This is a genomic window from Nostocoides sp. F2B08 (assembly GCF_009184895.1).
Taxonomy (GTDB): domain Bacteria; phylum Actinomycetota; class Actinomycetes; order Actinomycetales; family Dermatophilaceae; genus F2B08.
This window is the reverse complement of record NZ_WESE01000002.1, coordinates 359,422-386,047: the sequence shown is the minus strand read 5'-3', so window position 1 is coordinate 386,047 and position 26,626 is coordinate 359,422. Positions and strand designations below refer to the sequence as shown.

The following is a 26,626-nucleotide window of genomic DNA, read 5'->3' as shown; positions in this document are numbered from 1 at the left end:
GCAGCGATACCGGCGACAATCGTGACTTGAGAGTCCTGGCACTGAGCACGCCGATCTATGCGCACACGCTCAATGCCGTGCCCTTCCTCGAGGGCCTGGCCGCCCGCGGCGCCGATGTCCACTGGGGCGTCGCGAGCGAGTGGCCGATGGACGGCATCGCGACCGGAGCGCAGCTCTGGGACACCGGACCGGTGCCGATGTTCCGGGGGCACCGGGGCCGCATCCGCGACGTCTCGGCCCGCTACGACTGGCTGCTGCGGGATGCGGCCGACCGCGTCCACGTGGCTCGAAGGGTGCTCGAGAAGGTGGCGCCCGACATCGTGCTCACCGACTCCCTCGGGTATGCGGGGGCTCTGTCGAGCGAGTCCGTCGGGATCCCCTGGGTCAGCTTCGGCGACGGACCTCTGCACTATCCGGAGGCGACGACGCCGCCCTTCGGGGCCGGGCTCGCCTATGACACCTCACCGTCGTCGGTGCGTCGCAACGCGGTCGTGCAGGCGGCCAGCCGACGCCTCGTCATGGCCGCCGCGCAGGAGCGCTACGACGATCTGCGCTCGAGCCTCGCTCTGCCGTCGAGCGGGACGCCGGTGCTCGAAGCCGTCCTGTCCCCGCTGCTCCACCTGCACTGCGGGGTGCCAGAGCTCGAGTACCCCCGGACCGACCTCCCGCCGCAGGTGCACTTCGTCGGTGCGTTGCGGCCCCCGTCGAGGCGGCCGTGGTCGCCACCGCCGTGGTGGGCCGACGTGGTTGGGATCCATCCCGGACGGGTCGTCCTCGTCTCGCAGGGCACGCTGCGCGCCGATCCTCGCGAGCTCCTGGCGCCGGCGCTCGAGGCGCTGCGGGTCACCCGGCGCCCGGGTGTGCTCACGACCGGGGTCACCGACCCGGCGCGCCTCGGCGGTCCGGGACGGGTGTCCGGTCCGGCCGAACCCCTCCTGGCGGTCGAGTCGTTCGTCCCCTATGACGCGATCCTGCCGCACGCCCGGGCGTTCGTGACGAACGGCGGGTGGACGGGGGTGCTGTTGGCCCTTGCGCACGGCGTGCCGGTCCTCCAGGTCGGGAAGACGGAGGAGAAGGCGGACATCGGCAGGAGGGTGGAGTGGGCCGGTGCCGGGCGACATGTCGGCACGGGTCACCCGCAGCCGCACCGCCTGGCACGTGAGCTGGAGCGGCTCGAACGCCCGAAGTATGCGCGCGGCGTGCAGCGGCTCGCGGCGTCGCTGGCCTCACGAGAACCGGGCCGCGACGGCGCCGAGCTCATCCTTCAGGTCGCTGCGCGCACGGGGTGACGGTCACGCTGCGCATCGATGAACCAGCCGTCGGGGCCGACAGGCGTTCCGGATGCGATCCGCGGCATGGACTCGGTGTTGACCAGACGGGCGACGAGGCTGCGACGGCTGTTGACGCCGACCTTGGCGAAGATGTTCTTGAGGTGGTCCTGGACGGTGTAGGGACTGATGAACAGTGTCCTGGCCATCTCCTCACGCGTCTCGCCGCGCAGTGACAGCAGCAGCACCTGGCACTCGCGCCGGGTCAGGCCGTAGGCGGCCGCCATGAGCGAGACGATCTCCGGGGGCTGGGCGCGTTCGATCGTCATGACGACCCGCTGCGGCGGATGGTTCGAGTCGTATCGACCGGCACGGACCACGAGCCACTCTCCGTCTCTCGTGCGTGCGCGCACCACGACGCTCTCCTGACCGGACGAGCGGAGCCTGGTCGCCGCGGCCGCGGCCGGGGCGAGCGCGACCGGCACACCGGGGGGTCCCCAGGCGAGTCGCTCGAGATACCCGAGCGCGGCGGGAGTCACCGACTCGAAGTCGTTGTCGGGACCGATGACCACGATCGCCGGACCCTCCGGCGTCTCCACCCTGCGGTCCACGCTGTCGCGGAAGAGCATCGCCCGCAGCCCGTCTCCGATCTCGGTGACCACAGATCGGAGGACCGCCTCCTCGCGGGCGCCGAACGCGTGCTCGCCGCCCCGGGACACGGTCGCGACGCCCCAGACCAGGCCGTCGCTGCCGCGCATGACCATCCGGATCTCCTCGTTCAGGCCGTACGGTGCGAGGAGCTCGGCATAGCGTCGCGTCGCCTTCGGCCGGTCCTCCGCGGTCTCGCGCAGGGTGCGGACGGGTATGCGGCCGCGCACCATCGACTCGAAGCTGCCGGGCTCCTCGGAGGCGCCGTACTCGACGTCCAGTGCCACCGCATACGCCCGCAGGTCGTCGTAGCCCCGGGTGGTCAAGGACGTGGGGACCAGCGCATACGGATCGGTCCCCCCGAGGCAGGTGGCATCGAACGGGACGTACGCCTGGAGGGCGTCCAGCACCTCCTGCCGGAACGTCTCGCTGTCGGGCGATGCGCACGACGCGTCACGGATCCTCGCCCGAAGTCGCTCGGCGACCGGGGCCATGAGGTGCAGTATCCCCCTCGAAAGTGGGATTGAGAACCCCTCCCGCCGGTCAGACGCTGGGTGGCATGAGCACGACACGGACCCCTACGCTGCTGACCGACACCGACATGGAGGTCATGCGCATCCTGCACCGCGCGTTCCGCCGCGACGGCGGTCGCCTCGAGCAGGCGGCCGAGCGGTACGGCACCCAGGAGGCGGCCGCTCACGAGGCGCTGCTCATCGGATGGCACGGGATGAGCTGGTCCCTGCACCACCACCACACGGTCGAGGACACCCACATCTGGCCTGTCATCCGGGACAAGGTCGCCGGCACCCCCGAGGCCGAGATCCTCGACGCGATGGAGCAGGAGCACTCCCGGATCGACCCTGCCATCGAGCGGATCGAGCGCGCCTTCGCCGACGCCGATGCCGGCGTCGACGCGGTGGCCGAGAGCATCGAGGCCTTCCTCGGTCTGCTGCGGGGGCACCTCGAGCACGAGGAGAGGGATGCGTTCCCGCTCATCCGGCGCTTCATCACCAAGGGCGAGTGGGACGCCCTCAACAAGGCGGCGGTCAAGGAGCTCTCCCTCAGCGAGATCGCCGCGCTCGGGCCGTGGGTGCTCGACGGGGCGACCCCGGACGAGGTCCGCACCGTCCTCAGTGAGCTGCCGCCGCCGGTGCGGGCCCTGCACCGGTACTGGTGGAACCCGCGCTACCGCAGGACCCGGCGCTGGGACTGAGCCGGTTAGTGAGCCGGTTACGAACTCGGCTACAGCGCGAGCCGGAAGCCGCGCAGCCAGTACCCCTCGATGAGGTTGTCCCAGCCGAGCTCGGGCTCGGAGACGATCCGCGGCTTGCGCGGAAGCAGCCGGGTGAGCAGGACGTCGGCCTCGAGTATCGCGAGGGGCTGGCCGGGACACTTGTGCGCCCCGTCGCCGAAGGTCAGCACCGTGGCGTTGACGCCCTGGGGCAGGCCGCGACCGGGGCAGAGTTCCAGGGGACGCTCGCCGACGGCGTCGGGGTCGGCGTTGGCCGCCCGCACCGAGACATCGACGAGGTGGCCTGGCTCGACCGTCCACTCCTGGCCGCCGTCGGTGATCGCGATCTCCGCCGTCGCGCGGCGGTAGAGGTGCCCGACGACCGGCTCCAGCCGGATGATCTCGCCCAGGATCGCCAGTCGCTCGGTCTGCTCGGCGGCGAGGTAGCGCTCGCGGAGGGCGTCGTCGTGGAGCAGGTGCCAGGCCGCCATGACGATGAACTCGCGGGTCGTCACCATGCCCGCGGTGCCGTAGGTGACGCACTCGACGAGAACGCCGGTGGTGTCGTAGCCCTCGGCGAGGAGGTGGCTGATGACGTCACCCTGCGGCTCCTTTCGCCGTCGCCGCAGGGCGGGGCGCACGTCGGCGAGGTAGAAGCGGGCGATCGGGACCAAGCCGTTCCACGCCGCCCTGGCCCACTGCCGGCCGGAGCGGCCGAGGTCGTCCTTGGTGATGTCGAACTCGGGCTGATTGAAGAAGCTCACGAGACGACGGGCCATCTTGGGCACCGACGACTCGGTCAGGCCGACGACCTCGGCGGTGATCTCGACGGTGTAGAGCAGAGTCAGCTTGTCGAGCTCACACACCCCCTGGGCGGCGGCCTCGTCGAGGAGCCGGTCGGCGCACTCCTCCATCTGCGCCGTGTAGCGCTCGACGACGGCCGGAGCGAAGAAGCGGGCGACCTTGCGACGCTGGTCGTCGTGGCCGGGCCCGTCCGACACGAGGATCGGGTGGTGCTTGAGGTATCCCTGGGGGATCTTCTCGGCTGTGAAGCCGGCCTGCTTGGTCGCGTCCCGCGCACGCAGGACCTGACGGGCCGCCTCGAGGGAGCGGATCCGCCAGACGTGGCCCTCCCGTTCGACGCGCGGGGTGCTCGCCTCCCCGGCCTTGACCGCCCGGCGCTGTGATCGCTCCATCGCCGGTCAGCCTAGCCGCGCGCGGGCCTTCCCCGGACAGGGGTCGGGCCTGCGTCAGGCAGCCTGCCAGGGGGAGTTCTCGGGCAGCTTCGCGAGATAGGCGTCGTAGCTCCCGGGCCGGGTGTCCCAGTGGACGTAACGACCGCTCTCATCGGGTTCACGCCGGACCACGGCCCAGAGCCGCTTGTCGTGCACATAGGTGTGATGGCGTTGGCACAACAAGGCCGCGTTGTCCATATCGGTCAACCCGCCGTCCAGCCAGTGATGGACGTGATGCACTCGTGTCCAGGCCGCAGGTGCCGTGCACCCGGGGTAGGTGCAGGTGCGGTCGCGCGACCAGATCGCGCGGCGCTGGCGGCGGGTGAACAGCCGCTCGACCCGACCCCAGTCGAGGGTCTCGCCGTCCGACCCGAGGACCGCGGGGATGATCGAGGCGTCGCAGCACATCTTGCGCAGGGTCTCCGCCCCGATGAGCGTGCCCGTCGCCGATGACCCGATGACCTCGCCTGCGCCGGTGTGCTCACGGAGCGTCTGGAGCGGAACCTGGACGATGACGGTGGCGTCGGACTCGGCCGCGCCACCCTGACGGTCGGCGTCGTCGGCGGCGAACTGGGAGCAGAGCTCGGAGAGCGCCTCGGCCCTCCGCTGCCCGTTGCTGCGCAGGTCTCGCTCCTTGGTCTCGGGGTTCGGCTTCGGCTTGGCCAGCGGGCCGAGTGCGGCCTCGAGGATGCTCGCCTGCTCCGGAGTCAGCCCCATCCGATAGATCGTCAGCTCCCCCGACCGCACCTGCGGTGCCGAGAGGAACGCGGACGTCCGCAGTCGCTTCTGCTCGTCCTCCACCTCGTCGGGCGAGCCGTACATCGCCAGCAGCCGGATCCGCAGTTCGCTCATCGTTGCGCGCCCACAGCCGAGTCCGAGCTCGATCATCGCCCGCGTCACCGTCGGGACGGCCTCGGGGACCAGTCGCCCCGTGAGCCGGTCCATCTCCGTGAGAATCGCCAGGGCCAACGGAGGCGCCACCTCGCCGGTGACGACCCGGCCCCACACGATCGCGATCGGAGCGTCCGGATCGAGGAACACGTCCGATCGAGACGCGCCAAGGGCGCGGGCCGCCCGGGCAGAAGTGAGATCGACGAGCTTGGCGAGCTGCGCGTGACCACCCTGGCGCTGAGAAGGGGCGTATTCGTACACCCACTCCCGAGTCGATTTGCCGACTTCACGGATCTCGCCGCGCAGCGAGGCCTCGAAGACGATCTCGCACCGCACGCCTCCGGCCTCTGCGGCGAGCGCGTCGACCTCACTCAGGAGCGGTCCCAGGTCCGCACCCCCACACTGATGCAGGAGATCCCCCATCTGCGCCAGGGATTCGCGGGCCGCAGCGAGCACCTGGCGGTGCTCGTCAAGGCTGCGGCTCTGCTCCATGACGACACATTACCGAACTTATGTTCGAAAAACAACCCGAAGCCCCAGTCAACGGTGAATCGATCTCAATGCAGATCCCGCACCGTCCGAGTCCTCGGATCCCAGTGCCGCACCCCGGCCAGGACCAGCCGCTCCGGCCGCAGACCGGCCCGGTCGACCACGTCCACCGCCCGCTCGAGCTGACGCGCCTCGAGGCGCCGCGCCACCGTCACATGCGGCACCCACGCGCCCGCCCGCGGATCCTCCACCGCACGGCCGAGCACGTCCACCGCGCTCACCAACGCGGCCGGCGCAGCACCGAGCAGGGCGAGGGTGTACTGCGAGCCCTCGCCGAACAGAACCCACCCGGCGACAGTCATCCCGACCGGCAGGTTCGGAGCCAAGAGCGTCCTGGCCACGGCGAGGTGAGGCGCACCGACCACCGGAGCGCTCACAAGGGTCACATGCGGTGCGTTCGTCTCTCCGCGGTGCTGCGCCTGGGACGGCAGTCCCGCCTCATCCAGCGCCGCCCAGCACGCACGCACAGCCGCGTCGGACTCCGGATCGAGGACCGCCTCGAGCGCTGCGAGCGCCATCAGGACCGGTCCGCGATCACGGCCCGCGCCGCGCGCTGACCGGACACGAGCGCTCCTTGGATCGACGCCGTGTCGCGGTGGTCGCCACAGACGTAGACGCCCTCGCGCACGCGCACCGGTCGTCTCAGGCGCAGTGGCGGCGGCACGGCCGGCAGCGCCTGAGGTATGCGGTGGCGGGTCACGAGTTCCCAGGACGAGGTGGAGCACCGGTACATGTCGGCCAGGTGGTCGAGGACCTCACCCTCGCCGCAGTCGCCGTCCGGACGGTCCAGCAGGGTGGTCGCCTCGACCAGGACCCGACCGTCCGACGAGTACGAAGGCGCCGCCGCCGTGACGACAGCGGCATTCCACACCGGCCCCGGAGGCCCGCCGGCCGGCCCGTTCCGCCCGTCGACGGCGAGCAACGCGCGGGCGTCCGGTGGCTCCGGAGCCGCGAACCACCACGTGACGAGGCCCTTCATCTCGGGCCGGGACAACCCGGCCAGCCCGGTCGCCGTGACCGGGTCTGCGGCGATGACGACATGGTCGGCTCGCACGACCTCGCCGTCCTCGGTGCGCACCGACGAGCCGGAACCGCCGTCGGAGGTCTCCACCGACTGGACCCGCGCACCCAGCCGCACATCCGCCAGTGGTGCGGCGATCTGCTCGGGGAGCGCGCGCATACCTCCTGCCGGTAACCCCGGTGCACCGAGGGCGAAGCTGCGCAGGAGCAGCCGGGTGAAGTTCGCCGATGTCCGGCCGTGAGTGTCCGCGATCACGCCCGCGAGGAAGCGGTCCAGGACCCGGCGGAGCGGGCCCTCGACGCCGGCGAGGTCGAGGGCGTCGTCGAGGGCCGCGTCCTCATCGTGGGCGGCACCCTGTGGCGAGACCATCGCCGGGGCCATCCAGCGGACCAACGCTGCGATCTCACCCGGCCGGAGCAGGCCGCTGCGCAGGGTCGGCGCGAGCAGGCCCGGCGCCTTGAGCGGGTGCCCGAGAGCCCGCCACCCATCCGCCGCGCGGACCAGCACTCCTGCCTCGAACTGCTGCAGCCGAAGGGCATCGACGTCGACGAGGCGCCGGACTGCCGGGTACGCGGGGTTGAGCACCTGGAACCCCCGGTCGCACAGGAACCCGTCCACCTCGTCGGTGCGCACCCGGCCGCCCACGGCGTCACCGGCCTCGAGGACGGTCACCGCCAGACCAGCGTCGGTCAGCTCCCGTGCACACTGCAGACCGGCCAAGCCGGCCCCGATGACGACGACGTCCGCATCCATGCGGCCCATCCTGCCGGGTGTACGCGAGCGCCGCCCGTGTCAGGCAGCCGACACAACGACTGTCGGCGAGCCCACACACGGACGGTCCGGAGGTGGGCACACTTGGTCCCGTGACCGCACCGGTGGAGGAGGAGGTCCGCGGCCTCGCGGCCGTGCGCGCCAACGTGAGAGACGTGTGGGTGAACCGCAACGTCCGCCGACTGCAGCTCGCCTTCATCGGGTCGGAGATCACCGACTGGGCGTATGCGATGGCCCTGTTGGTCTGGGCCTACCAGGAGGGTGGGGCGGCCCTGGTCGGCACGTGGGCCGGTGTGCGGGCCCTCCTTGCCGCATTCGCGGGTCCGGTGGGTGGCGCGATCGCCGACCGGATGTCGCGGCGCACGTTCATGATGGCCAACGACGCCGTCCGGCTCGTCCTCGTGCTCGTCATCGCCGCGGCGATCCACTTCGACCTGGGCGTGTGGGCGGTCCTCGTGCCCGGGACCCTGCTCACCATGGTCGCGGCATCGTTCCGCCCCGCTCAGGGCGGGCTGCTGCCCAGCCTCGTGGAGAGCCCGAAACAGCTCACGTCGGCGAACGCGACAGCCGAGATCGTCGACAGCACAGCCGCGTTCATCGGCCCGGCCATCGCGGGGGTGCTCCTCGGGGTGATGGGGATCGTGCCCGTCGTCCTGCTCGGGGCCTTCGGGCTGGTGTGGTCGTTGCTGCTCGTCTCGGGCGTGCACGTCGAGCGCGAAGCCGACACTCGGGCGGGCCACGAGGAGGCCGACGGCGGTGAACCGGAGGCCGAGGACGAGGAGGGGGAGTCGTTCTGGGCCGAGGCGACCGGAGGCTTCCGGGTGATCTTCCGGGACCGGGACATGGTGGCGCTCTCCGGCCTGCTCGCCGTGAACGGACTCCTCGCGGGCGTCCTCATGGTCCTCGTCGTCATCGTCGCAGCCGAGATGATCGGCGACCCCAACGCCGTCGGCTGGCTCAACGCGATCCTCGGCGTGGCCACCATCACCGGCGGTCTCGTCATGCTCGCCCTGGCGGGGCGGGTGCGCCTCGGCCGCCTCATGGTGCTCGGCGTGCTCGGGTGGTGCGTGCCGCTCGTCCTGCTCGGCCTGGTCCCCGAGATCGTCGTCATCGTGGCCGTGTTCGTCCTCATCGGACTGAGCGACCCCATGGTCAACGTCGGGTTCGGCGTGATCCCGCCGCGGCTCGTACCCGACCGCGTGCTCTCCCGGGTCTTCGCCGCCATCGAGTCGCAGTTCATCGCCGCCGCCTCCCTGGGCGCGTTCCTGACCCCGGTGCTCATCTCCATCATGGGTCTCCAGAGCGCGGTCGTCGCCATCGGGGTCGGAGGCCTCGTCGTGACGGGACTCTGTGCGCTGCGGATGCCCCACCTCGACTCGCGGCTGGTCGCCCCTCGAGGGCTCGACCTGCTCCGCGAGGTGCCGCTCTTCTCGCCGCTCACCCCGAGCATGGTCGAGCAGATGGCTCGCACATTCGAGCCGAGGTCAGTCCTGGCCGGGGACGTCATCGTCCGCGAGGGCGAGGTCTCCGACCTGTTCTATGTCATCGAGTCGGGTGAGGTCGAGGTGACCCAGGACGGACGGCTGATCCGGACGGAGACGGTCGGCGACGTGTTCGGCGAGATCGGGCTGCTCCGCGACGTGCCGCGCACGGCGACCGTCACCGCCCTGACGGACACCGAGCTGCTCACTCTCTCGCGCGAGGAGTTCCTGGCTCTGATGTCCGGCGAACGGCGCGTCCGCGCCCTGACCTCGGACCTCGCCACCAGGCGGCAGCCCGTCTGACCTCGAATCGGGGACGCCACGACGGCCTACCCCAGCCGCGCCGCCAACCCCGCCCGGTCGAGCACGACGATCCGGCCGCGCGTCAGCTCGATCAGCCCTCGATCCTGAAGTCGCTGCAGCACCGCGTTGACCGAGGGGCGAGTGCCGCCGACGAACTCGGCCAGGGTCTCCTGTGTGAGGGGGATAGTGACCGGTCCGACCCCGGTCCCCTCCGCATACACCTCGCTCAGGTAGAGAAGCTGACGGAAGACGCGACGGTCCAGACCGTCGTACATCGCCTCGAGCAGCCGCCGGCTCAGGTCCTCGACGCGTTCGGCGAGGGCGGTCATGACCACGTGCTGGATGTCCGGGTGCTCGACTCGCAGCGCATGGAACGTCGCGCTCGAGATGCTCCACGTCTCGGCCGGCTCCAGCGCGATGATCGTCGCGCTGCGCCGGCTCTCGGCACGCTCGAGGAGCGCCACCTCGCCGAAGTAGCCACCCGGCGTGATCAGCCGCAGCATCGCCACCTGACCACCGGGGGTGGAGACCTGCACCGCGAGCCGTCCCGAGCGCACGAGGTGCAGGCTGTCGGCCGGGTCGCCCTCGTGGACGATCACCTCGCGGCGCGCGAAGGTGCGCCGACGGACATTGCCGAGCAGCGTCCGTCGGGCCTCCTCCGGCAGCGACGCGAGGAGCGAGAACTCCATGTCCGGAGTCAATCACAGCGGTGCGTCGAATCGCCGTGAGAGCGCAGGTCGGCGGGACAATGGGGCCATGGAGACCCGCCCGGACCTGCTCCCCGCCGTCGCCGCCGTGCGAGACCTGTTCGGGGCGGCCGCCGCCTCGTGCGCCCTCGTCGCGGACGCGGGTGACCGGCTGACGTTCGTCGCCGCCTCGGGCGCCGGCGCGGACCGCATCCTCGGCGTCGAGCTGCCCGTCGGTCGGGGGATCGCGGGCTGGGTGGCCATGACCGACCAGGCCATCGCGGTTCGCGACGTCGCGAGCGACACCCGCTTCGCGCGGGACGTGGCCGAGGCGACCGAATACGTTCCCCGCTCGGTGCTTGCCGTGCCGGTGAGCTCGGGCCAGGGCGACATGCTCGGAGTGCTCGAGGTGCTCGATCCGGCGACCGACCTCGGGAGCGGGTGGCCCCTGGCCGTGCTCGGCACATGCGCCTCGCTGGTCGGTCTGCTGCTCGACCGGTCGCAGGGAACGGCCGAGCGGCTGCGACCTGCGGAGCTGGCCGCCGGGCTGGCGGACGGCGACTTCCGCTCGACCCAGCACGCCGCCGAGGTCCTCTCCGCGGTCGCCGAGCACCTGCGCGGACGGCGCGGATGACCTCCCTGCCGCAGTGGTCCGCGGACTTCGGTGGCGAGCTGGCCGCCGTGCGCTCCCTCCCCATCACAGAGCTGCGCGACTGGGCCTTGGGCGGCGCGACGGGGGGTGGCGTCCGGGTCGCCGTCGTCGACAGCGGTATCGATGCGACGCATCCCCGGGTCGGGGGCGTGGCCGGGTGGGCCACCGTCGTCAGTGACGCGGACGACCCCGAGCAGCACCGGGTCGTCGAGGAGCCGCACGACGATCTCGTCGGGCACGGCACAGCCTGCGCGGGCATCATCCGCACCCTCGCACCCGACGTCGAGCTCTGGAGCGTGCGCGTTCTGGGGGAGAACCTGCGCACCCGGGGCACCCGTTTCCTCGCGGGTCTGCGGTGGGCGCTCGACAACGGCATGCACGTCGCGAACCTGTCGCTGTCGAGCCGGAGCGATCTGCTCTACGGTCCGCTGCACGCGGTCTGCGACGACGCATACTTCATGGGCGTTCCGCTCGTCTGCGCCGCGAACAACGTCCCCGGCCCGACGTATCCCGCGCAGTACTCCTCGGTCATCTCCGTCGCGGCCCGGGAGGGTGCGGATCCGTGGGCGCTCGCCTCGAACCCTCATCCGCCGGTCGAGTTCGGCGCCACCGGAGTCGATGTCGACGTGGCCTGGGCCGGGGGAGGGTCGATCGTCGCCACGGGCAACAGCTTCGCCGCGGCGCACGTGACCGGGATGGTGGCGGGCATGCTGGGCACGCATCCGTGGCTGACGCCGTTCCAGGTCAAGACGGTTCTGCAGGCGCTCGCCGAGAACGCGACGGCCGGGTGATCCGTCCGCAGGAGGACGGGACTTGTGTCGCCGAGCCGACAGTCAGGCGGCCACCAGCCGGTCAGGATGGAGACCTGAGCCGGGCGCGACGTCCGGCCCGCCGCGAGGAGGAAACCATGGACAACATCGACATCGGCGACCAGGTCATCGGCCGCAAACGCCGCACCGTCGCACCCGAGGGTGTGGAGGACACCGAGGGGCACGTCTTCAGGACCTACCCAGGTGCCTCACCGGACGAGCCGCCCGAGTGCCGCTCACCACTCCCCGGGGACGAGGAGGATCGGTTGGGGCGGATCTGACTCCGCCCCGTCGCAGGGGGACAGGACCCGCCGTGAGCAGAGGCGCGCACACGGCGGGTCCTGCATGTCCGGTCCGCTGACCTGGGCCGGGACGACATTCGTATGCGGTGGTCACCCGACGTTCGCGATTTCGTTCCCCCGTGGTCTCGTCACGGGCGCCCATGGAGTGCTACGTTCAGCGGACTCACAGATATCGCTCGGGCCTCTGAGCAGCACGTATGTCCAATGGAGGACTCCATGGCAGGTCGCCGGATTCGGCGCGCACTCGCGCGGACCACCGTCGCAGCACTCGCACTCGCAACACCGGCCGTCCTGGCCGCTCCCGCCTACGCCATCTCGGACGACGTCGTCATCAGTCAGGTCTATGGAGCTGGGGGCAATTCCGGCGCAATCTACAACGCCGACTTCGTCGAGCTCTTCAACCGCGGCCCGGAGGCCGTGTCGCTCACCGGCATGTCTATTCAGTACGCGAGTGCGACTGGCACCGGGAACTTCGGCCAGGTAGTGGCTCTGAGTGGCACGCTCCAGCCTGGCCAGTATCACCTCGTCGGCATGTCGGCCGGCTCGAACGGCTCAGCCTTGCCGACAGCTGACGGCTCTGGATCGATCTCAATGGCAGCGGGGGCGGGGAAGGTTGCGCTCGTCGACGGCACGACGGCACTGGCCTGCAATGGGGGAAGTACGCCGTGTTCGTCGGCTCAACTCGCCCTGATCACCGACCTCGTCGGCTATGGCACTGCCAACTTTTTCGAGGGCTCTGGAGCTGCGCCGACGCTCTCGGCGACGACCGCCGCCTTCCGCGCCTCCGGTGGGTGCACGGACACCGACGACAACGCCGCCGACTTCAGCGCGGCGGCGCCCACGCCGCGCAACACGGCCTCGCCGGTGAACGTCTGCGGGGTCGTTGCCCCCGACGGCCCGGTGATCAACGAGTTCGTCGCGAACCACATCGGGACCGACACCAACGAGTACGTCGAGATCAAGGGCTCGCCGTCGACCGACTACAGCGGCTACAGCATCCTCCAGATCGAGGGCGACTTCAGCGGCACCGCGCCAGGCGTGATCGACTCGGTTCACCCGGTCGGTACGACGAACGCGACAGGCCATTGGACGACGGGCTTCCTGAACAGCGTCCTCGAGAACGGCACGATCACCCTCCTCCTCGTCGAGGACTTCGCGGGCGCGGTGGGCGACGATCTCGACACGAACGACGACGGCACGCTCGACGTCACCCCATGGGCGGCCGTCACCGATTCCGTGGCGGTCTCGGACGGAGGCGCCAGTGACTGGACGTACGGCGTCCCCGTTCTCGCAGCGTCTTTCGACGGCGGGACGTTCACGGTCGGCGGCGCCTCGCGCATTCCCGACGGCACGGACACCGACGCCGCCTCCGACTGGGTCCGCAACGACTTCGACCTCGACGGCATCCCCGGGTTCACCGGGACCCCCGTCGAGGGCGAGGCGCTGAACACCCCTGGTGCACCTAACGTCGCGGTCGAGGTCGAGCCCCCGCCGCCTGCCGTCCTCAAGATCCACGAGATCCAGGGGTCCGGGCTCATCTCGCCCCTGGTCGGCCAGACCGCAACCGTCGAAGCGGTCGTCACGGCGGTCAAGCCTGGGCTAAGGGGCTACTACCTGCAGGAGGAGGACGTCGACGCTGACGCCGACCCGATGACGTCCGAAGCCGTCTTCGTCTTCAGCGACGCGACAGTGGGTCAGGTCGAGGTGGGTGATCAGGTGCGGGTGACCGGCACGGTGGGTGAGTTCGTGAGCGGCGGCGGTGCCAGCTCCCAGACCCAGCTGACCAACAACGTGACCGTCGACGAACTGGCGTCGCTGGTCGAACTCCCGACGGTCACGCAGGTCGACTTCCCGCTCGTGTCGACGACTGAGCTGGAGTGGTATGAGGCGATGCGCGTCCAACTCGTCGACGAGCTCGTCATTAGCGAGTACTTCAACTACGACCGCTTCGGCGAGGTCGTCCTCGCCAAGCCGCTGGAGGGCCAGGACCGGCTGCACACGCCAACGGCGGTCGTCGAACCGGGTGCGGCCGCTCAAGCGCTGGCCGCGGAGCAGGCGCTGCGCATCATCACCCTGGACGACTACAACAGCAGCCAGAACCCGGCGGTGATCCCGCACCCGGGCAACGGGGAGCCCTTCAGCATCGACAATTCTTTCCGCGGCGGCGACACGGTCACCGGAGTGGTCGGCGTCATCGACCACACCTTCGGTCTCTACCGCATCCAGCCCACCGCGTACGGCGAGTACGAGGCCGTCAACCCGCGGCCGACCGACGCCCCGAACGTTGGCGGCAGCATCCAGGTCGCGAGCTTCAACGTCCTCAACTACTTCCTCACCCTCGACCAGCCCGGCAACCTCTGCGGGCCGGAGTTCACTCTGGAGTGCCGCGGCGCACAGAGCGAGGCCGAGTTCGAGCGTCAGCGGGTCAAGATCCTCGAGGCGCTCGAAGGTCTGGACGCCGACGTGGTCGGACTCATCGAGATGGAGAACACCCCTGGCGTCGAGCCGGCAGCGGACCTGGTCGAGGGTCTGAACGAGCGCATGGGCGCAGGCACCTACGACTACATCGACACCGGCGTCATCGGCACCGACGCGATCCGGCTCGGGTTCATCTACAAGCCGGCGAACGTCACTCCGGTCGGCGACTACGCGATCCTCGACAGCTCGGTCGACTCGCGGTTCATCGACGACCTCAACCGACCGATGCTCACCCAGACCTTCGACGAGGTCGCGACCGGCGGCCGCGTCACGGTGTCGGTCAACCACCTCAAGTCCAAGGGTTCGGCGTGTGCGGGTGACCCGGACACTGGCGACGGTCAGGGCAACTGCAACCTCACGCGACTCGCGGCCGCTGAGGCGATCGCCGACTTCCTCGCGGAGGACCCGACCGACAGCGGGGACCCGGACCACCTCGTCATCGGAGACCTCAACTCCTATGACATGGAGGACCCGATCGAGGCACTCGTCGGCGCGGGGTACACCGATCTGATCAAGCTGTTCGGCGGCGAGCTCGCCTACGGCTACGTCTTCGACGGCAAGGTCGGCTACCTCGACCACGCACTGTCCAACCAGTCGCTCACGCCCCAGGTGACCGGGGCGTCGGAGTGGCACATCAACGCCGACGAGCCGGATGTCCTGGACTACCTTCTGCGGTTCGGGAAGCCGGAGAACTCCTTCAGCCCCAATCAGTTCCGGTCCTCGGACCACGACCCGGTGCTGGTCGGCCTGAACCTCAACGTCGCGCCGACGGTGGAGGCGGACTTCGGCGAGGGCTTCCTCCAGTGCGGTGCGGACAACGCGACGCTCACGGTCGACATCACCTATCCGAACGCCGACGACACCCATACCGTCACGGTCGACTGGGGCGACGGCACCGAGCCGACGATCGTCGGCACCGACGAGCGGACCGTCGTGCTGACCCACACCTACGGGGCCGCAGGCACCTACACGGCCACCGTGACAGTGATGGACAGCCTCGGCCTCTTGGGCGAGACGACCGCGGACGCGACCGTCGCATACGACACCGACGGCATCACGGCACCGTTCAGGAACGGCGAGCGCACTGCGAAGGACGGTTCGACCGTGCCGGTCAAGGTGGAGTTCCGTGACTGCGACGGCTCGGCGCCGAGCGACCTCGACCCGACGATCACGGTGAGCCTCGATGGCGAGGATGTCCTCACCGACACCATGCGGTTCACCGATGACGAGTGGCAGTACCAGCTGCGCACCCGTGACCTCGACGGGCCGGGCGAGTACACAGTGACCATCACCGTGCCCGAGACCGGCCAGACGGTCACCGGGACGCTCACCGTGCGCCGCTGACAGAGCGCTCTAGGGTGGGTGGCATCGGACCAGGAGGTCGAGATGCCACCCACCCGTGAGCCGAGCGATACCCCCTCGCCCGACACCCTCGCCCGCAACTGGAACGAGCTGCTCCAGGAGATCAGGGTCACCCAGACCGGCGTGCAGATCCTCACCGGCTTCCTGCTCACCGTGCCGTTCTCCGCCCGCTTCGAGGACCTCACGTCCGCACAGCGGTGGGTGTATGCGGTGGTCCTGGGCGGCTCGGTCGTCACCACCGGCCTGGTGGTGGCTCCGGTGGCCTTCCACCGCGCGATGTTCCGGCATCGGCGTCGCCTGCTGCTCGTCGAGCAGGGCGCGAGGCTGGCCCGGGCGGGCCTGTTCATGCTGGCGCTGACCGTCTCCGGGGTGCTCTACCTCAGCCTCGAGATCGTCCTCGGCCGCACCGCCGGGCTGGTGGCACTCGTGGCGAGTCTCGTCCTCCTTCTCGGCCTGTGGTTCGTGGCGCCCCCGATCATCGAGCGCCGCTCGCACAATCCGCCGAACGAGCTCCCCGAGGACGAGAGGGACGACGATCCCGATGTCCGCCGACGGTCTGCGAAGGACTCCCGCCCGGACTAGTGCGACTCGCCGAGGTGGCCGCTGAGCTGCCGGTGTCGGTGCGCCGAGGAGCGGTTGAGCCCGACGATCTCGACGCTCTTGCCGAGCCGCTCGTACTTCGCCTGCACCGCGTCCAGCGCTGCGACGGTCGAAGCGTCCCAGATGTGGCTGTCACTGACGTCGATGACGACGCGCTGCGGGTCGCCGGAGTAGTCGAACTGGTAGACGAGGTCGTTGCTCGTCGCGAAGAAGAGCTCACCGGTCACCTTGTAGACCCGCTCGTCGACGGTCCCGTCGCCGTCGACGTCCGCATCGCCCACGCGCTCGACGGACGCGAAGTGCGCCACTCGCCGGGCGAAGACGATGATCGCCGCGTTGACTCCCGCGATGACGCCGTAGGCGAGGTTGTGCGTCGCCACCGTCACGACGACGGTGATGAGCATGACGAGGTTCTCGCTGTGCGGCATCCGGCGCAGCGTCGAGGGCGAGATGCTGTGCCAGTCGAGCGTCGCGACGGACACCATGATCATGACGGCGACGAGCGCGGCCATCGGGATCATGCCCACGGCGTCGCCTGCGCCGACGACGAGCGCGAGCAGGAAGACTCCGGCGACGAAGGTCGAGATCCGCGTCCGGGCCCCAGAGACCTTGACGTTGATCATGGTCTGGCCGATCATCGCGCACCCGCCCATGCCGCCGAACAGCCCGGACAGGGCATTGGCGACACCCTGCCCCCAGCCCTCGCGGGTCTTGTCGGAGTGCGTGTCGGTGATGCCGTCGACGAGCTTGGCCGTCATCAGCGACTCGAGGAGGCCGACGAGAGCCATGGCCACCGCATACGGAGCGATGATCCGGAGCGTCTCGAGGGTCGGCGGCACGTTCGGGATGAGGAGCTCCGGAAGCGAGCGCGGCAGCTCGCCCTGGTCGGCGACGTCCGGCAGGCTCCAGCCGTTCGCGAGCACCAGCGTGGTGATCGCGACGATCGCGACGAGCGGAGCCGGGACGGCGGTCGTCACGCGGGGGAGGGCGACCATGATCGCGATGCCCAGGCCGACCATGGGGTAGACCAGCCAGGGCACCCCGACGAGGTGCGGGATCTGCGCCATGAAGATGAGGATCGCGAGCGCGTTGACGAAGCCGACCATGACCATCCGGGGGATGAACCGCATCAGCTTCGCGACGCCGAGCACGGAGAGCACGATCTGGAGCAGGCCCGCGAGGATGACCGTCGCCAGGAAGTAGTCGAGGCCGTGCTCCCGCGCGACCGGTGCGATGACGAGCGCGACCGCACCGGTGGCGGCCGAGATCATCGCCGGCCGGCCGCCGACGACGGCGATGGTCACCGCCATGACGAAGCTCGAGAACAGCCCGACCCGTGGGTCGACCCCGGCGATGATCGAGAACGAGATCGCCTCGGGGATCAACGCGAGCGCGACGACGAGACCGGCGAGCACCTCGGTCCGCAACCGCTTCGGGTCGCGCAGGGCCGCCAGTGTGGATGTCTCGCGGGCGCCGGCCTCCGGCACGACGGAGGTATGCGGTGGCTGGGGCAGGGTGGGCACGCTCGAGGGCACAGGAAGTCCTGGAAGGTCGATGGGGGGAGCTGCGAGGCAGGGGAGAAAGAGAAAGGCAGCGACGACGGCCCCGTCATCGCTGCACCCTCTCCACGGTAACGACACGCCTCGGCCGATGCACATCGACCGCCTCGCTCCGCCCCGGCGGGTTAGGACATCAGAAACATGATCGCCGCCGACGCGGCGAGCTGCCCGGCGGCCGTCGCGGAGGCGACCGAGGCCATCGGCATCGGGTACGCCGGCAGGTGCGCCATGTCGCCCGCCGCAAGAACGCCGGGCACGCTGGTCCGCTGGAACTCGTCGACGCGCACGCAGCCGGACGGGTTGAGCTCGAGCCCGAGCAGTGCCGGCAGGTCGGAACGCTGCCGCAGCGTTGGCACGATGAAGGCCACGTCGACCGACTCGACCGAGCCGTCGGCGAGGGTGACCTCGAGTGCGGCCCCGGTGTCGCGCATACCGACGACCGGTGGCCGATCGACCCCCTGGCCGTCGACCTCGTCACCCGCCAGCGGGAGCACCATGACCGACCCGGCGATCGGCGCGAGCATGGTCGACAGATGCCCCGCCGCCGCCGTTCCGAGGATGCCGAACCGCCCGCCCGCGAACTCGTGGGCGTGGCAGAAGGGGCAGTGCGCCACTCGTCCTCCCCACACCTCATCGAGCCCCGGCACGGTCGGCAGCTCGTCGCGCACACCGCTCGCCAGGACCACCGCGCGGCTGCGGACGACTCCGCCGCCGTCGAGCGTGGTCACGAAGCCACCCTCGGCGGTCACCGATCCGCTCGCCCGGGCGTTCACCAGCCGGATCGTCTCGTATGCGCGGATCTCGTCCCGCGCCCTGCTGCGGAAGTCCTCGGGTGGGGTCCCGTCGGCGCCGATGAGGTTGTGCATGTGCGCGACGGTCGCGTTGCGGTAGTGGCCGTCGTCGAGCACGACCGCGTTGCGGTGAACCCGGCCGATGCTCAGCGCCGCCTGCAGCCCGGCCGGGCCACCGCCGACGATGAGGATGTCTGTCGTGATGTCTGTCGCCATAGAGGGATGCTGTACCTTCAGGTTGACATGAAGGCAAGAGGGAACTCCGACGGTCCGCGGAACCTGTCCATCGGTGAGGTCGCAGCCCGCTTCGACCTGGCGACCCACGTGCTGCGCTACTGGGAGGACGAGGGTCTGCTCACGCCCCGCCGGGACGCCTCGGGTTACCGGCGCTACGGGGCCGACGAGATCGTCCGCATCGCGGTGATCCTGCGCAACCAGGTGGCGGGCATGACACTGGAGCAGATCGGCGCGCTGCTCGACGCCGACCGCCCCGGACGGCGCGCGGTGCTCGAGGAGCATCTGCGGGCGCTCGACGAGCGTGAGCGGGAGCTCGAGAGGTCCCGGATGATGACCGAGCATGCGCTGCGTTGCGAGGCCCACGACATCGCCGCCTGCCCGCGCTTCTCGGCCATGGTCGTCGATGTCGTCGAGGGCGCGGGCCCGTGGACCATCGACGGTCCGCCGGACGAGGAGTCGCACGTCCACGAGTGAGCTCACCGGGATCGGGCTTGCTTCGGGTTTGTTAGTAGTGTTTACTAACAAACATGTCAGCGACGACCCAGCCTCGCGCCGCCCAGCGCTCGAGCCGAACGGCGGTCCGGTCCGCACAGACCCGTGAGCACAACCTGGCCCTCGTCCTGCGGCTGGTCCACGCCGGCGGGCCGACGAGCCGGGCCACGATAGCTCGTGGAACTGGACTGACCCGACCCGCCGTGTCCGACCTCGTCGCCGAGCTCATCGACCGCGGTCACCTCGTCGAGACCGGGATGGAGGAGCAGAACCGTCCGGGCAAGCCCGGCGTCCTGGTCGACGTCAACCGGTCCGGACGTGCGGTCGTCGCGCTCGACCTGACCGCCTACGAGTCTCTTCGGGCCGCTGTCCTGGACCTCGACGGGACCGTCGTCGTTCGCCTGGACCGTCCCCTTGAGCAGAGCGAGGCCGGAGTCGACCCGCAGGTCGTCGTCGACCTGGCGCTCGAGGCGGTCGCGGCCTCGCCTGCGCCGGTTCTGGGCGTCGGTGTCGGCAGCCCCGGCATCGTCACCAGCGCCGGCGTCATCACGATGGCGCCCAACCTCGGGTGGACGGAGGTCCACCTCGGTGCGGAGCTCGCCCTCGCGACCGGACTTCCGGTCGAGGTCTGCAACGACGCCGACGCCGCCGTCCGTGCCGAGTACGCCCTCGGGGCCGGGGCGGACGACCTCCTCCTCATCCGCATCGGCCGCGGCCTCGGTGCCGGGCTCGTCGTCGGCGGACAACCGGTCCGCGGCGCCCACGGCGCGGCCGGTGAGATCGGGCACGTGACGGTCGGGACCGACGGAGGCCGACTGTGCCGGTGCGGCCGTCGCGGGTGCCTCGAGACCTGGGTCTCGGCGCCGAGCCTGGAGACCGCGCTCGCGAATCCCACCGAGGGTGGCCGCGAAGCAGCGGTCACCGAGGCGGGCGAGCGGCTCGGCATCGCGCTCGCCCCCATCGTCGCGGCACTCGACCTCGGGGAGGTCGTCATCGACGGCCCCGAGCACCTCGTCATCGACGAGCTGCTCCTGGCCACCGAGCGTGCGGTGCACGACCGCATCCTGTCGCGCCTCCCGCTCGACCTCACCGTCCGTCGTTCGGTCCAGCCGGGCGACATCGTCCTGCGCGGCGCCGCCGCGCTCGTCCTCGGATCCCAGCTTGGACTCGTCTGAGTCCGGACCGCCCCCGGTCACCACTGACGCGCGACGCGTCGCCATATCGAAGGAGAAAGAACAATGAAGTCTCGTCTCGTCCTGGCCGCGGGAGTGGCCGCGTCGTTGCTGCTGACCGCCTGCGGCGGCAGCACCGGTGACACGGCCGCCGACCCGACCTCCAGCGCGCCTGCCGACAACTCCGACACGACGATCACCATGTGGGTGGTCGGGGGGGACACCCCGGAGGAGCTGCGCACCTATCTCAAGGACACGTTCGCCGAGGAGACCGGCGCCACGCTGAACATCGAGGAGCAGTCGTGGGGCGACATCGTCACCAAGCTGACGACGTCGCTGCCCGACCCGAACAACACCCCGGACGTCACCGAGCTCGGCAACACCCAGTCGCCGACCTTCACCAACGTCGGGGCCTTCCTCGACATCTCCGACATCTACCCCGAGCTCGGGGGTGAGAAGCTGCTCCAGTCGTTCGTCGACGTCGGCAGCGTCGACGGCAAGCAGTACGCCCTGCCCTACTACTTCGGGTCGCGCTACATGTTCTACCGCAAGGACCTCTGGCAGGAGGCGGGCGTCCCGATGCCCACGACGCTCGAGGAGTTCAACTCCGCCGTCACCCAGATCGCCGAGGAGAACCCCCGCGCGATCGAGGACTTCAGCGGGCTGTTCCTCGGGGGCCAGGACTGGCGCAACGGGATCTCGTGGATCTTCGCCAACGGCGGCGAGCTCGCGACCGAGTCCGACGGGGAGTGGACCTCGACGCTGTCCGACCCGAACACCCTCGAGGGACTGGCCCAGCTCCAGGAGATCTACCGCGCGGCGTCGAACGCCCCGGCCGACGCCAAGGACGCAGCCCCGTGGCTGTACATCAACGACAGCGACGAGATCGTCGACGAGTCCGGCGAGGTGACCGGCACGACCGGCCTGTCGGCGGCGACCATCATGGCGCCGGGTTGGGCGCGCTGGTCCATCGGTGACCTGACGACCAACGACGAGGGCGCCAAGGTGCGCGAGTGGAACGACGAGACCTTCGGGGTCTTCCCGCTGCCCGGCAACGACGGTGAGCCGGCCCCCGTCTTCGCGGGCGGCTCGAACCTCGCCATCTCGGCGGCCTCGCAGAACCCCGACCTGGCCAAGGACCTGCTGCGGATCATCTATAGCGAGGAGTACCAGACCATGCTCGGCGAGAACGGTCTCGGTCCCGCGAACAGCGACTACGTCTCGGCGCTCGGCACGGACCAGTTCGCCCAGGCGACGATCGACTCGGCGAGCAACTCCAAGCTGACCCCGGCCGCCCCGGGCTGGGCCGCGGTCGAGGCCCAGGGCCTCATGGAGGAGTTCTTCGGCAAGATCCGTGACGCCGAAGACCTCGCCGCGCTCGCGGCGGAGTACGACGCGCGCATCACGCCGGTCCTCAACGCCCAGTGACGCCGCCCGCCTCACTGTGACAGTCACCTGAGTGACACAGTGCGGGTGCCGGGTCCCCCCGGCCCGGCACCCGCACCCCACCCGAAACCCTCGATCCGAACCCACCCCCACCCCCACCCGAACGGAGGAGAGCATGTCCACGACCGCGACCACGGCGCCACCGGTGGTGGAGGCCCCTGCGGCCGGTCCGGCCCGGCCGTCCCGCCGTAGGGGTGGACGACTGCCGCTCCTGCTCCTGGTCCCGAGCGTGCTCGTCCTCCTCGGTGCCCTCGGCTACCCGCTCGGCTGGCAGCTGTGGGCGAGCCTGCACGAGTACGGCCTGGCCCAGCAGTTCGGGCAGCCCGCGGAGTGGGTCGGTCTCGGCAACTTCGTCGACGTCTTCAGCGACGGCGCGTTCTGGCCGGTCCTGCTGCGTTCGATCGCCTTCTGCCTCGTCTGCGCCTTCGCGACGGTCCTCATCGGCGGCCTGATCGCGCTGCTGCTCAACAGTGTCGGCCGGGTCCCGCGGACCATCCTGCAGCTGGCTCTGCTGCTGGCCTGGGCCATGCCCGTCGTCGCCACCATGACGGTGTGGATCTGGATCGTCGACTGGCGTCGTGGTCTGCTCAACTGGACGCTCGAGCAGATCGGCATCCCGGCCTCCGGGCACAACTGGCTCGTCGAGCCCCTCTCGTTCTTCGCCGTCGCCGCCGTCATCGTCATCTGGATGAGCGTGCCGTTCGTCGCGCTCTCCCTGAGCGCCGCCCTCACCCAGATCTCCGGTGAGGTCATGGAGGCAGCCGCCCTGGACGGCGCCTCGTCGATGCAGCGGGTGCGTTACATCGTCATGCCGCTCGTCGCGCCGGTGCTCTCCATCGTGCTGCTGCTCCAGATCGTCTGGGACCTGCGCGTCTTCACCCAGATCAAGTTCCTCCAGGACGCCGGTGGGTTCGCGGCCCAGACCGACGTCCTCGGCACCTACGTCTACCGTCTCGGCACCGGCACAGGTGACTTCGGCACGGCCAGCGCGATCTCGGTGATCATGCTCGTCCTCACCGTTCTCGTCGCGTGGCCCTACGTCCGCTCCCTGCTCAAGGACTCCGCATGACCGCCCCCCATGTGCTCCGCCGCGCGCGCGGCGTCCTCGCCGTCGTGCTCGCCTTCATCTGGGTCTTCCCGGTCTACTGGATGCTCAACTCGGCCTTCCTGGACAACATCACTCTGTCCGCCACCCAGCCGACCTTCCTGCCGTTCGGCGGCTCGGTCGACAACTTCCTCGCCGTGGTCGAGGACCCTCGCTTCCTGCGTGCGCTCACGGTGTCACTTGCGGTCACCCTGATCACGGTGGCCGTCTGTCTCGCAGTCGCCTTCCTCGGTGCGCTGGCGATCAGCCGGTTCCGGTTCCGCGGACGGTGGTCCTTCGTCCTGGCGCTCCTGCTCATCCAGATGCTGCCCGCCGAGGGCCTGTTCATCGCGCAGTACAAGATGATGAGCTCGCTCGACCTGCTCAACAACATCCTCGGGCTGGCCTTCCTCTACACCGCGGCGGTCGTGCCCTTCACGATCTGGATGCTGCGGGGCTTCGTGGCCGGTGTGCCGGCCGACCTCGAGGAGGCGGCGATGGTCGACGGCCTCTCACGGACCAAGGCGTTCCTGCGCATCACGTTCCCCCTGCTCGCCCCCGGCCTGGTCGCGTCAGGCGTCTACGCCTTCCTCCAGTGCTGGAACGAGTTCACCGTCGCCCTCGTGACGATGACGGACGAGCAGTACCGCACGCTGCCCCTGTGGCTCCGAGGGTTCATCCAGGCCAGCGCGAACCGCGAGATCGACTGGGGCCAGGTGATGGCCGCCTCGACTCTGGTCGCGGTGCCGGTCATCATCTTCTTCCTCATCGTGCAGTCCCGTCTGAGCAGCGGCCTGGTCAGCGGCGCGGTCAAGGGATGAGTATGCGTGGCTCACCCGAGGTGCGACGCCTCGCCGCCGGGACTCTCATGCCCGGGTTCGCCGGTACGACGGTGCCCGACTGGGTCCGTCGCGCCCGTGACGAGGGAGTGGGCTCTCTCGCGCTCTACGGCTCGAACGTCACCGACCCGGGCGGCCTGGCACCCGTGCTGGGTCGGCTCCGCGAGCTCGGCCCGCTGTTGCTGGCGACGGACGAGGAGGGCGGTGACGTCACGCGAGTGCACTACCCGCACGGCTCGCCCGAGCCGGGCAACGCCGTCCTCGGCCGACTCGACGACCCTGCCCGCACATATGACTCAGCTCGCCGGATCGGGACCGCGGCGGCAAGTCTGGGGATCTCCCTCGTCCTCGGCCCGGTCCTCGACGTCAACTCCGCCGCCGACAACCCGGTGATCGGCGTGCGCAGCTTCGGCGCCGACCCCGAGCTCGTCGCACGTCACGGCACCGCCTGGATCCGGGGCGTGCAGTCCACCGGTGTGGCCTCTTGCGCCAAGCACTTTCCGGGCCACGGGGCGACACACACCGACTCCCACCTCACCGTGCCCGTCGTCACGGCCGAGCGGGCCGTCCTCGAACGACGTGAGCTCGTCCCGTTCCGAGCCGCCATCACGGCGGGCGTCCCTGCGGTGATGTCGTCACACCTCCTCGTGCCGGCTCTCGACCCGGACACGGTCGTGACGTTCTCGTCGCGGGTCATCGAGGAGCAGCTGCGGGGCGGGCTCGGGTTCACCGGGACGGTCGTCACGGACGCGCTCGACATGGTCGGGGCCAGCGACGGGATCGGGATCCCCGCGGCGGCCGTCCGGGCCCTGGCCGCCGGGTGCGACCTGCTGTGCCTGGGGTCCCGGACCGACGAGGAGCAGTACGACGCCGTCGTCGACGCGATCGTCGACGCGGTGACCTCGGGCCGCCTCAGCGCCGGACGGCTCGAGCAGGCCCTGGACCGGATCGGGCGTCTCTCGTCTCTGACATCCGAGCCGGGTCCCGAACCGGTCGGACCCGTCGGGGACGTCACAGAGGCGTTCGAGCTCACCGCCTCCGGCCGCGCGTGGCTCGATCTTCCCGGGCCCGCTCTCCTCGTCCAGGTCGAGTCGGCGGCGAACGAGGCCGTGGGCCGGGTCGGCTGGGGCCCCGCCAACATCGAGCCATCGGTGGTGGTGGTTCACCCCGACGGAAAGGCCAGTGCCGATCCCCTCGGCGCGGGACCCTGCAAGGTAGCCGTCATCGGCCGCGCGATCGACGGTCGACACCCGGCTCTCGACCTCGCCGCACGGCTACGTGCGAACGACCGAGAGGTCGTCGTCGTCGAGTGCGGCTGGCCCCGCGGAACCGCCGACATCACGTCCTTCGGCTCGTCGCCGGTCGTCGCCGCCGCTCTGGTCGCCCTCCTGACGGGACGCAGCGGATGAGGCTCGGCATCGACATCGGCGGCACGAAGACCCACGCCGTCGTCGTGGACGGCGACGTCGTCGTCGCCTCCGACGAGGCGCCCTCCGGTCGTGGTCCGGAGGCGGTGGTCGCCGTGGCCGCGGACCTCGGCCGCCGCGTCCTCGCGAGCGTCCCTCACCCGGCCGGCAGCCCGGTCGTCGAGCGTGTCGGAGTGTGCGTTCCCGGGCTGGTCGATCCTTCCACCGGCATCGTTCGACAGGCGGTCAACCTGGGCGTCGAGGAGCTGGAGCTCGGGGGGGCCATGCAGCGGGCCCTCGGCCTCGACGTCACGGTCACCGGGGACGTCAAGGCGGCCGCTCTGTGGGTGCACCGCACCACTCCGGCCATCCCCGGAACCCGCCTCGCCTACCTCAACCTCGGCACCGGGCTCGCAGCGGCACTCATCGGGCCCGACGGTGTGGTCGGAGGGCTGCGCGGTGCAGCCGGCGAGATCGGCCACATCCCGGTGGCCGACAGCCCCCCGTGTCGCTGCGGGCAGGTCGGCTGCCTCGAGGCCCTCGCCTCCGGAACGGCCCTGCACCGGATCTGGGGCCGGTCCGGTCCGGAAGCAGGCTGCCCGTTCGCTGCGGCACTCGACGGCGACGCACTCGCTCAGGAGGCCGTCGACTCACTCTGCGCGGGGACCGCGCGGGCGATCCAGATCCTCGTCCTCGCCGGAGGCGCGACGGACGTCGTCATCGGCGGCGGGCTGACGGCGCTCGGCGACCCCCTACGGGACGGCATCAGCGGAGCTCTCCAGCGCAGTGCCGCTGCCACCCCGCTCCTGTCGTCGTTGCGGCTGCACGAACGGTTCACGCTGCGGGAGTCGACGGTTCCGCTCGCCGCACTGGGAGCCGCACTCGCGGCCGGGCAGGCCGTCGACCAGCGCCGATTCGTCGACATCCGTGCCTCGGTCGACCACGATGACCCGATGGCGGGGGACCCGGACGACCGCGCTGTCCCCCACCAGGTGGGGTGAGGGATCGGGCCGAGCAGGACCGACTCGTCGAGTCGGTGGCCCGCCTCTCTGCTCGTCGACCCCGACACGGGGTTGACCCGCCGGATACTCGTGTTGAAGCGCACTCCGTCGTAGCGGGCCGCCCACGCGGCGGCGGGGCGGGGGCCACGTTCGAGGACCGTGACCGCGATCCCGCGCCTCGTCAGCAAGGCCCCGGGGGTCTACGGTGTGACCCACGACCGGTCGGCGGACGCTCCACTTGCCACTACACTGAGTAGTAGATGGTCGTCGTGGCTACCGACAGCGAATCCCGCGGCGACTCGGGAGTCACAC

General features: G+C 70.4%; 23 protein-coding genes. 15 read left to right on the top strand and 8 right to left on the bottom strand.

All coding sequences use genetic code 11. From position 1 onward, the window contains the following. The first annotated feature begins 26 nt into the window (after positions 1-26). The gene (locus tag GA707_RS05490) at positions 27-1,289 is read left to right on the top strand and encodes a glycosyltransferase (RefSeq protein WP_152177400.1); all 1,263 of its coding nucleotides are present in this window, start codon (positions 27-29) and stop codon (positions 1,287-1,289) included. Here GA707_RS05490 and GA707_RS05485 read toward each other — a convergent pair. Further along, the gene (locus GA707_RS05485; RefSeq protein ID WP_152177399.1) at positions 1,265-2,410 is read right to left on the bottom strand and encodes a response regulator transcription factor; all 1,146 of its coding nucleotides are present in this window, start codon (positions 2,408-2,410) and stop codon (positions 1,265-1,267) included. The genes GA707_RS05490 and GA707_RS05485 overlap by 25 nt on opposite strands. Before the next feature lie 65 nt (positions 2,411-2,475). Here GA707_RS05485 and GA707_RS05480 point away from each other — a divergent pair, with 65 nt between their 5' ends. Then, a complete protein-coding gene (locus tag GA707_RS05480) occupies positions 2,476-3,129 on the top strand; it encodes a hemerythrin domain-containing protein (protein ID WP_152177398.1) in 654 nt (217 codons plus the stop codon). Positions 3,130-3,158: 29 nt separating this feature from the next. Here the strand turns inward: GA707_RS05480 and GA707_RS05475 are convergent, their stop codons facing one another. The 4 genes from GA707_RS05475 to GA707_RS05460 form a co-directional block, all read right to left on the bottom strand. Continuing rightward, positions 3,159-4,343 (bottom strand): cytochrome P450, encoded by a 1,185-nt coding sequence (locus tag GA707_RS05475; RefSeq protein ID WP_152177397.1) that lies wholly within the window; start codon positions 4,341-4,343, stop codon positions 3,159-3,161. Positions 4,344-4,397: 54 nt separating this feature from the next. Then, the gene (locus GA707_RS05470) at positions 4,398-5,765 is read right to left on the bottom strand and encodes an HNH endonuclease signature motif containing protein (protein ID WP_152177396.1); all 1,368 of its coding nucleotides are present in this window, start codon (positions 5,763-5,765) and stop codon (positions 4,398-4,400) included. A 65-nt stretch (positions 5,766-5,830) separates the two neighbouring features. Continuing rightward, positions 5,831-6,340 (bottom strand): 2'-5' RNA ligase family protein, encoded by a 510-nt coding sequence (locus GA707_RS05465; protein WP_152177395.1) that lies wholly within the window; start codon positions 6,338-6,340, stop codon positions 5,831-5,833. Continuing rightward, positions 6,340-7,596 (bottom strand): NAD(P)/FAD-dependent oxidoreductase, encoded by a 1,257-nt coding sequence (locus GA707_RS05460; RefSeq protein WP_226963550.1) that lies wholly within the window; start codon positions 7,594-7,596, stop codon positions 6,340-6,342. Before GA707_RS05460 ends, GA707_RS05465 begins: the two co-directional genes overlap by 1 nt. Before the next feature lie 110 nt (positions 7,597-7,706). Between GA707_RS05460 and GA707_RS05455 the strand changes: the two genes are divergently transcribed. Beyond that, positions 7,707-9,398, top strand: a complete 1,692-nt coding sequence (locus tag GA707_RS05455) for an MFS transporter (protein ID WP_152177393.1) — start codon at positions 7,707-7,709, stop codon at positions 9,396-9,398. Between the two features lie 26 nt (positions 9,399-9,424). On the opposite strand, the gene GA707_RS05450 is transcribed toward GA707_RS05455, so the two are convergent. Beyond that, the gene (locus tag GA707_RS05450) at positions 9,425-10,087 is read right to left on the bottom strand and encodes a Crp/Fnr family transcriptional regulator (RefSeq protein WP_152177392.1); all 663 of its coding nucleotides are present in this window, start codon (positions 10,085-10,087) and stop codon (positions 9,425-9,427) included. Positions 10,088-10,154: 67 nt separating this feature from the next. Here GA707_RS05450 and GA707_RS05445 point away from each other — a divergent pair, with 67 nt between their 5' ends. The 5 genes from GA707_RS05445 to GA707_RS05425 all read left to right on the top strand — a co-directional run bounded on the left by GA707_RS05445 (position 10,155) and on the right by GA707_RS05425 (position 16,269). After that, on the top strand, positions 10,155-10,718 hold the full coding sequence (locus tag GA707_RS05445) for a GAF domain-containing protein (protein ID WP_193315187.1): 564 nt from the start codon (positions 10,155-10,157) through the stop codon (positions 10,716-10,718). After that, complete coding sequence (locus GA707_RS05440; RefSeq protein WP_193315186.1) at positions 10,715-11,527, top strand: S8 family serine peptidase; 813 nt, start codon at positions 10,715-10,717, stop codon at positions 11,525-11,527. The genes GA707_RS05445 and GA707_RS05440 overlap by 4 nt, the downstream gene beginning before the upstream one ends. A 116-nt stretch (positions 11,528-11,643) precedes the next feature. Beyond that, positions 11,644-11,826 (top strand): hypothetical protein, encoded by a 183-nt coding sequence (locus GA707_RS05435; protein ID WP_152177389.1) that lies wholly within the window; start codon positions 11,644-11,646, stop codon positions 11,824-11,826. Between the two features lie 237 nt (positions 11,827-12,063). Next, the gene (locus GA707_RS05430; protein ID WP_152177388.1) at positions 12,064-15,669 is read left to right on the top strand and encodes an ExeM/NucH family extracellular endonuclease; all 3,606 of its coding nucleotides are present in this window, start codon (positions 12,064-12,066) and stop codon (positions 15,667-15,669) included. A gap of 42 nt (positions 15,670-15,711) precedes the next feature. Then, positions 15,712-16,269, top strand: coding sequence for a DUF6328 family protein (locus GA707_RS05425; RefSeq protein WP_193315185.1), 558 nt, complete (start codon positions 15,712-15,714; stop codon positions 16,267-16,269). On the opposite strand, the gene GA707_RS05420 is transcribed toward GA707_RS05425, so the two are convergent. Together GA707_RS05420 and GA707_RS05415 are read right to left on the bottom strand one after the other, a co-directional pair. Continuing rightward, positions 16,266-17,822, bottom strand: a complete 1,557-nt coding sequence (locus tag GA707_RS05420; protein WP_370460002.1) for a SulP family inorganic anion transporter — start codon at positions 17,820-17,822, stop codon at positions 16,266-16,268. The two genes, GA707_RS05425 and GA707_RS05420, sit on opposite strands and share 4 nt — an antisense overlap. Positions 17,823-17,971: 149 nt before the next feature. Continuing rightward, positions 17,972-18,853: an NAD(P)/FAD-dependent oxidoreductase gene (locus GA707_RS05415; RefSeq protein ID WP_152177387.1), complete on the bottom strand. Its 882-nt coding sequence runs from the start codon at positions 18,851-18,853 to the stop codon at positions 17,972-17,974. Positions 18,854-18,880: 27 nt separating this feature from the next. Here GA707_RS05415 and GA707_RS05410 point away from each other — a divergent pair, with 27 nt between their 5' ends. The 7 genes from GA707_RS05410 (at position 18,881) to GA707_RS05380 (ending at position 26,314) form a co-directional block, all read left to right on the top strand. Next, entirely contained in the window at positions 18,881-19,348 is a 468-nt protein-coding gene (locus GA707_RS05410) for a MerR family transcriptional regulator (RefSeq protein WP_152177386.1), read from the top strand. Between the two features lie 53 nt (positions 19,349-19,401). Beyond that, positions 19,402-20,541: an ROK family transcriptional regulator gene (locus GA707_RS05405; RefSeq protein ID WP_152177385.1), complete on the top strand. Its 1,140-nt coding sequence runs from the start codon at positions 19,402-19,404 to the stop codon at positions 20,539-20,541. Positions 20,542-20,604: 63 nt separating this feature from the next. Then, complete coding sequence (locus GA707_RS05400) at positions 20,605-21,966, top strand: extracellular solute-binding protein (RefSeq protein WP_152177384.1); 1,362 nt, start codon at positions 20,605-20,607, stop codon at positions 21,964-21,966. A 133-nt stretch (positions 21,967-22,099) separates the two neighbouring features. Continuing rightward, complete coding sequence (locus tag GA707_RS05395; protein ID WP_152177383.1) at positions 22,100-23,053, top strand: carbohydrate ABC transporter permease; 954 nt, start codon at positions 22,100-22,102, stop codon at positions 23,051-23,053. Then, a complete protein-coding gene (locus tag GA707_RS05390; protein WP_152177382.1) occupies positions 23,050-23,889 on the top strand; it encodes a carbohydrate ABC transporter permease in 840 nt (279 codons plus the stop codon). The genes GA707_RS05395 and GA707_RS05390 overlap by 4 nt, the downstream gene beginning before the upstream one ends. 2 nt (positions 23,890-23,891) lie before the next feature. After that, the gene (locus GA707_RS05385; protein ID WP_193315184.1) at positions 23,892-25,316 is read left to right on the top strand and encodes a glycoside hydrolase family 3 protein; all 1,425 of its coding nucleotides are present in this window, start codon (positions 23,892-23,894) and stop codon (positions 25,314-25,316) included. Further along, positions 25,313-26,314, top strand: coding sequence for an ROK family protein (locus GA707_RS05380; RefSeq protein WP_152177380.1), 1,002 nt, complete (start codon positions 25,313-25,315; stop codon positions 26,312-26,314). The genes GA707_RS05385 and GA707_RS05380 overlap by 4 nt, the downstream gene beginning before the upstream one ends. Positions 26,315-26,626 lie beyond the last annotated feature (312 nt).

Bases quoted from the DNA above. Each gene is read 5' to 3' on its own strand.
- GA707_RS05485 (WP_152177399.1), bottom strand. From the start codon at position 2,410: ATGGCCCCGGTCGCCGAGCGACTTCGGGCGAGGATCCGTGACGCGTCG.
- GA707_RS05480 (WP_152177398.1), top strand. From the start codon at position 2,476: ATGAGCACGACACGGACCCCTACGCTGCTGACCGACACCGACATGGAG.
- GA707_RS05475 (WP_152177397.1), bottom strand. From the start codon at position 4,343: ATGGAGCGATCACAGCGCCGGGCGGTCAAGGCCGGGGAGGCGAGCACC.
- GA707_RS05470 (WP_152177396.1), bottom strand. From the start codon at position 5,765: ATGGAGCAGAGCCGCAGCCTTGACGAGCACCGCCAGGTGCTCGCTGCG.
- GA707_RS05465 (WP_152177395.1), bottom strand. From the start codon at position 6,340: ATGGCGCTCGCAGCGCTCGAGGCGGTCCTCGATCCGGAGTCCGACGCG.
- GA707_RS05460 (WP_226963550.1), bottom strand. From the start codon at position 7,596: ATGGATGCGGACGTCGTCGTCATCGGGGCCGGCTTGGCCGGTCTGCAG.
- GA707_RS05450 (WP_152177392.1), bottom strand. From the start codon at position 10,087: ATGGAGTTCTCGCTCCTCGCGTCGCTGCCGGAGGAGGCCCGACGGACG.
- GA707_RS05445 (WP_193315187.1), top strand. From the start codon at position 10,155: ATGGAGACCCGCCCGGACCTGCTCCCCGCCGTCGCCGCCGTGCGAGAC.
- GA707_RS05440 (WP_193315186.1), top strand. From the start codon at position 10,715: ATGACCTCCCTGCCGCAGTGGTCCGCGGACTTCGGTGGCGAGCTGGCC.
- GA707_RS05435 (WP_152177389.1), top strand. From the start codon at position 11,644: ATGGACAACATCGACATCGGCGACCAGGTCATCGGCCGCAAACGCCGC.
- GA707_RS05430 (WP_152177388.1), top strand. From the start codon at position 12,064: ATGGCAGGTCGCCGGATTCGGCGCGCACTCGCGCGGACCACCGTCGCA.
- GA707_RS05425 (WP_193315185.1), top strand. From the start codon at position 15,712: ATGCCACCCACCCGTGAGCCGAGCGATACCCCCTCGCCCGACACCCTC.
- GA707_RS05415 (WP_152177387.1), bottom strand. From the start codon at position 18,853: ATGGCGACAGACATCACGACAGACATCCTCATCGTCGGCGGTGGCCCG.
- GA707_RS05410 (WP_152177386.1), top strand. From the start codon at position 18,881: ATGAAGGCAAGAGGGAACTCCGACGGTCCGCGGAACCTGTCCATCGGT.
- GA707_RS05405 (WP_152177385.1), top strand. From the start codon at position 19,402: ATGTCAGCGACGACCCAGCCTCGCGCCGCCCAGCGCTCGAGCCGAACG.
- GA707_RS05400 (WP_152177384.1), top strand. From the start codon at position 20,605: ATGAAGTCTCGTCTCGTCCTGGCCGCGGGAGTGGCCGCGTCGTTGCTG.
- GA707_RS05395 (WP_152177383.1), top strand. From the start codon at position 22,100: ATGTCCACGACCGCGACCACGGCGCCACCGGTGGTGGAGGCCCCTGCG.
- GA707_RS05390 (WP_152177382.1), top strand. From the start codon at position 23,050: ATGACCGCCCCCCATGTGCTCCGCCGCGCGCGCGGCGTCCTCGCCGTC.
- GA707_RS05385 (WP_193315184.1), top strand. From the start codon at position 23,892: ATGCGTGGCTCACCCGAGGTGCGACGCCTCGCCGCCGGGACTCTCATG.
- GA707_RS05380 (WP_152177380.1), top strand. From the start codon at position 25,313: ATGAGGCTCGGCATCGACATCGGCGGCACGAAGACCCACGCCGTCGTC.